Annotated in this window: 6 protein-coding genes and 1 pseudogene; 2 read left to right on the top strand and 5 right to left on the bottom strand. The window is 66.4% G+C overall.

From position 1 onward, the window contains the following. Both ACT6S0_RS26160 and ACT6S0_RS26165 read left to right on the top strand, forming a co-directional pair. Positions 1-177 (top strand): annotated as a pseudogene (locus ACT6S0_RS26160) (NADP-dependent phosphogluconate dehydrogenase); the annotation flags it as partial. Between the two features lie 16 nt (positions 178-193). Next, on the top strand, positions 194-745 hold the full coding sequence (locus ACT6S0_RS26165) for a GNAT family N-acetyltransferase (RefSeq protein ID WP_444766661.1): 552 nt from the start codon (positions 194-196) through the stop codon (positions 743-745). A gap of 51 nt (positions 746-796) precedes the next feature. Here the strand turns inward: ACT6S0_RS26165 and ACT6S0_RS26170 are convergent, their stop codons facing one another. From ACT6S0_RS26170 to ACT6S0_RS26190, 5 genes are all read right to left on the bottom strand, one after another. Beyond that, positions 797-1,372, bottom strand: a complete 576-nt coding sequence (locus ACT6S0_RS26170) for a class I SAM-dependent methyltransferase (RefSeq protein WP_444766662.1) — start codon at positions 1,370-1,372, stop codon at positions 797-799. Positions 1,373-1,381: 9 nt separating this feature from the next. Beyond that, entirely contained in the window at positions 1,382-2,230 is an 849-nt protein-coding gene (locus tag ACT6S0_RS26175; protein ID WP_444766663.1) for an SDR family NAD(P)-dependent oxidoreductase, read from the bottom strand. Positions 2,231-2,269: 39 nt separating this feature from the next. After that, positions 2,270-3,124, bottom strand: coding sequence for an oxidoreductase (locus ACT6S0_RS26180; protein WP_444766664.1), 855 nt, complete (start codon positions 3,122-3,124; stop codon positions 2,270-2,272). Between the two features lie 168 nt (positions 3,125-3,292). Then, positions 3,293-3,916 carry an START domain-containing protein gene (locus tag ACT6S0_RS26185; RefSeq protein WP_444766665.1) on the bottom strand — a complete coding sequence of 208 codons (624 nt, stop codon included), beginning with the start codon at positions 3,914-3,916 and terminating at the stop codon, positions 3,293-3,295. 162 nt (positions 3,917-4,078) lie between these two features. Then, the gene (locus ACT6S0_RS26190) at positions 4,079-5,089 is read right to left on the bottom strand and encodes an AraC family transcriptional regulator ligand-binding domain-containing protein (RefSeq protein WP_444766666.1); all 1,011 of its coding nucleotides are present in this window, start codon (positions 5,087-5,089) and stop codon (positions 4,079-4,081) included. Positions 5,090-5,211: the final 122 nt, after the last annotated feature.

Below are 5,211 nucleotides of genomic sequence, written 5' to 3' on the forward strand. Positions count from 1 at the left end.
ATTCCGGTGCCGGCCTTCAGCGCCTCGCTGGCCTACTACGACAGCTACCGCACCGAGCGCCTGCCGGCGAACCTGCTGCAGGCGCAGCGCGACTTCTTCGGCGCCCACACCTACGAGCGCGTGGACAAGCCCGAAGGCCAGTTCTTCCACACCGACTGGCCCGAAGTCATCGGCTGATCGACCGGGCGATGCCATGCCGGGCCTCGACTACCCCAGCCACCTGGTCGAGGACTGGCAACTGGCCGACGGCACGCCGGTGCGCATTCGCCCGATCCGCGCCGAGGACCTGGCGATGCATACGGCCTTCGTGAACGGCCTCTCGAAGGAAACCGGCTACCGCCGCCTGCTGTCGCCACGAACGCCGCAGCCCGACGAGCTGTGGCGCATGACGCACATCGTCTACGAACACGAACTCGCGCTCATCGCTACCACGGTGGTCGACGGCGCCGAGCAGCAGATGGGCGTGGTGCGCTACGTGCGCGGCGAGACGCCCGAGACCGTGCACGTCGCCGAGTTCGCCATCGTCATCGCCGATGCGTGGCAGCACCGCGGCGTCGCCCACAAGCTCATGCGCAGGCTGATCGAAGCGGCCACGGCGGCCGGCGTGAAACAGCTGGCCGACATCACGCTCTACGACAACACCGGCATGCTGGCGCTGGCGCGCAGGCTGGGCTTCAAGGTGCAGCGCGATCCGGGCAACCCGAACGTCACTCGGTTGCGGCTGGCGCTGGATGCACCAGCGTGATCGCCGTTCATGGCCGGGCCGGGAAAAGCCATCAATGCGGCAGGGCCGCCGCTACCGGGGCGCTCCCAGCCGGTGAATTCCATAAACGGATGCCGGCGGCAGATTCATCCACGTGCTGCCGACGAGGCTCGACTGCAAGCTCAGCATGCCGAGCGTCTGCTCGTCGACAGGGCTGCGGCACGCGTAGGTGAACTGGAAGAAATCCCCGCCCTGGCGGAGATGCTCGAAGGAGCCTCGCAATATCGACGACACCGTTGCAACGGGCATGCTCAGCAGCGGAAGGCCACTGACGACGGCGCCCACGGAAGACCTGCGCCTGAAGTCCACGTTGCCGATGTTCGCGGCGCTCGTGCAGATCACCCTGGCTTTCGGAAATCGCCGCCGAAGACGGTGGGCGAACTCCTCGTTGAACTCGATCAGTGTCAGGTCCTGCTCGCGGACACCGCGCAAGAGCAGGCTTCTCGTGAATACGCCCGTACCGGGGCCGAGTTCGACGACGTGGCCCGTCGCCGGCCCGATGCTGCGCGTCATCATCCGCGCCAGCGCCCTGCCTGATGGTGCAATCGCTCCGACTTTCAGTGGAGAGGCCAGCCACGAGCGCAGGAAGACGCCAATGTCGCTTTGCACTGCTCGGCCTCACGCAGCGATGGTCTGGCGAGTGGACTCGCCCTGGGCGGCGTTCGACACCGATGCCCACTGCTCCCACTCGACAAGGCGGGCAGCGTATGCCGCGCGGACAGCCGGCATGCCTTCGGTGCCGAGGAAGAAACGAAGCGGCGGATAGGCCGCGTCGACAATCTGCAGCACGGAGGCTGCCGTCGCCCGCGGCTCGCCGAAGTCGATATGGGCGCTTTGCGCGAACACCTGCTGCCGTAGCGCTGCGTAGGCGCCCATGCCCTCGGCGAGCCTGAGGGACGAAGGGCTTGCGAAATCGGTCGCGTAGGCGCCGGGCTCGATGAGCGTCACCTTGATCCCGAAACCGCCCACTTCCTGCGCCAGGCTGTCGTGAAGAGCCTCCAATGCCCATTTGGATGCGTTGTAGAAGCCGACCATCGGCCCGGCGACGATGCCGGCCACGCTCGACACGCCGAGGATGTGTCCTCCGTTCTGCTTGCGCAGGATCGGCAAAGCTGCCTGGATGACGCGCAGCGCCCCGAAGAAATTGGTCTCGAATTCCGCCTTCACGTCTTCCGGCTTCGCCTCCTCGACCGCGCCGACCAGCGCATAGCCGGCGTTGTTCAGCACGACGTCGATACGGCCGAAATGCAAATGGGCGCGCTCCACCGCATCCTGAACCTGCGACGCATCGGTGACGTCCAGCGCGAGCGGCAGCACCTGATGGCCATATCGCTCGGCCAGACCCGCGAGCGAGATCACGTCCCTGGCCGTGGCAGCGACCTTGTCGCCGCGCTCCAGGGCCGCCTCGGCCCACACGCGTCCGAATCCGCGCGCGGCGCCGGTGATGAACCAGACTTTTTCCGACATTGCTTTTCCTTCTGTTGCGGTGACGCCCGACGGGCTCTTTCAGGAACTGCTCGCAGCCGCCTGACGCGAAATACCGGTGGCCATGCGCATGAAGCCGTCGAAGGTGCGGTCCGACATCAGGCGGCGCAGGAAGATCATCGGCTTCGCGCCGAAGCCGACGGCATAGCGCGTCTTCGGCCGCCCGGCGCTCACCGCCTTCGCGATGGTGTCGGCAATCAGCTGCGGGGGCGACTGGCGCTTGCGGCTCGCCTCCCCGACCATCGACAGCGCCATGGCCTTGGCCTGGCTCGCGTATGCGCCCTTGCCCGACACGTCGCGCAGCTTGTCGGCGGCGATGTCGGCCCATTCGGTCCTGATGCCGCCCGGCTCGATCACCACCACGTCGATGCCGAAGGGCTGCACTTCCATGCGCAGGCAGTCGCTGATGGCCTCGAGCGCGAACTTGGTGCCGTGGTACCAGGCGCCCAGCGGCGTGTGGATCTTGCCGCCCATCGACGTGATGTTGACGATGGTTCCCGAGCGCCGCGAGCGCATGTGAGGCAGCACCAGCTGGGTCAGGCGCACGGCGCCGAACACGTTGACGTCGAACTGGGCGCGAGCCTCTTCCAGCGGAACATCTTCGACCGCGCCGTAGGAGCCGTAGCCGGCGTTGTTGACGAGCACGTCGATCCTGCCGGAGCGGGCGATGATTTCCTTCACACCGAGACGCATCGACGCATCGTCGGTCACGTCCATCTGAAGGACGCGAATGCCTACGTCGGCCAGGGGCCGCATCCGGTCGAGGCGGCGGGCAACGGCGTACACCGTGTAGCCGAGCGCGTAGAGCTTGAGCGCGGTCGCCTCGCCGATGCCGGAAGAGGCACCGGTCACCAGGGCAACTTTTGATGATTCCATGTCGATTCGTCCTTTGCTGTGGCTTGTGTCTGGCGTGCCTTGCTCGGCTCGCCTGCGGTGAAATCAACTCTACGAATGGCCCGGTGCCGGCGATCTGGCAATGGGCGCCATCCGACTCGCAAGACGCGACAGCGATGCCTGCGGAGCCGGAAGGATCGGCACCCGGCCTCAGTTGGACGACTGGAGATAGCCTCTCAATGCCTTCAGCGTTTCGAACGGCGTATCGACCGCTGCCCGGTTGGCCAGCCACTCCGGAATGGCGCCCCCGGGAGATGCGTGTATCTGGTACGAAACGCTGACGCCGCCCGCAGTCGGAACCAGCTTCCACTGGCCATCGGCCTTGGGAACGCGCACCTTTCCCTCGCGCTGCGGTACATAGTCCGGAGCGGCCTCGACCTTGACGGTGGTGGCATCCCCCGCTGCATCCCCGGAGCGCGAGTAGATGAAGTGATAGACGCCGTCGCGCGCAGACACGGGCCACGGCGCCTTGTTCTCCAGGTAGTGGTATTGCTCGGTGCCCGTAGATTTGAGGAGGTCTGAAACCACCACGTCGGGCATCCACTTGCGGAAGGAGCCGGCGTCCTTCAGCGCCTGGACGACGCGATCGGCGCCGGTCTTCAATTCGACCTCGCCGCGGAACTCGCGCAAAGAAGAGTCGGGCACGTCGCGCACGTAGACCTTGATGCCGTCGGCCTCCTTCGCAAGCGACCAGGCCCCCTGCGCAAAAGATGCCTGGCCGGCCAGAAGGCCGATGGCCGCCGTCGCGACCAGTACGCTGTTTTTCATGTTCATGTCGGATTTACCTCGTTCGGTTGGAAGAGCTCCAACCTTAGGAGGCATGCCGGACACGGCCACCAGCAGAAGGCGCCAATGCGAATGCCGACGGCGCCAGCGGCATCGATGGCATCGAGGCGATGCACCTGTCGCCGTCGACGCTCCCGTCCCTCCCCGCCTTCAGTTCAGGCGCATGGCATGGCGCGCGGTATCCGCCGTCTGCCCCGTCCATTCCTGGAAGGCCCGGTAGAAGGAATTCGGATCCTCGAACCCGAGCATGAAGGCGATCTCGCCTCCCGACATGGAGGTGTTCGCCAGATAGTGGCGAGCCAGTTTCTCGCGCGTGCTGCTGACGAGCATCCGGAAGTTTTCTCCCTCGTCCTCCAGGCGGCGCTGCAGCGTGCGCTTGCTCACGGCCAGGCGGTCCGCGACCACGTCGACGGTCGCCGCATTGCTCGGCAGCAATTCGAGCAGCAGTGCCTTCACCCGCTCCGCGGTGGTTGCCGTGGCGTCGAGCTCGCCGAGCCGTCTGCGCAGGTCGGGTTCGAAGACGCGCCACATGCCCTCGTTGAGCGTGAGGAACGGGCGAAGCGCGTCGGCCGCGGCGAAGGTGATGGCGGCATGCGGGCCACGTTTCACCGGCGCGCCGAAATACTCCTCGTACCGCCTGCCGTGCGCGGCGGCCGGGAGCGCCGGCAACGCCACGCGCTTCGCCTTGACCGGCTCCCGCGTTGCGAGCCGCGCCAGCCGGGCGAAGAACGCGATCTCCGCGATCTGCAGCGACTGGGGCACATCCGTCTGGGCCAGCAGCCATCGCGGGGACAGCGTCAGGTCGCCGTTCTTCGCGACCTCGACCTGCAGGGACATCGGCGCCACCAGCTGCTTGTACTTCGCCAGGCGCTGCACCGCCTGCATGAGGTTGGCGCTGCACAGCGCCGCGAAGATGGGCGGGTCGAAGGATTCGGCGGACACGATCTCGACGATGCGAAGCGCGAAGACGGGATCTCCGGCCTCCGCCTCCAGGGCCTGCCAGAAGCGGAAGTACTCCTGCGTGGAAAGGCTCTTTTCCTTGCGGAAGAAAAGATCCTCGGGCAGGCCCGCCCGGCGCAGCACGAGTTCGGGCCGCAGGTCCAGGTCGCTCAGCAGGGCCCGCCATCCGGTGTTCAGGGAGAAGTCTTGTGCGATTGCCATCCGGGCCCTCACTTCGGGTTCGTGAGCAGGACGTGGGCCGCCCATGCGTCGATTGAGACTCCTGGAAGTGTAGGCAGTCACCCGCGTCGAGGAACTTGCAAAAGACGCCAACAAGGCTGCGG

The sequence above is a fragment of the Roseateles sp. genome (assembly GCF_052436255.1).
In the GTDB taxonomy this organism is placed as follows: domain Bacteria; phylum Pseudomonadota; class Gammaproteobacteria; order Burkholderiales; family Burkholderiaceae_C; genus Pelomonas.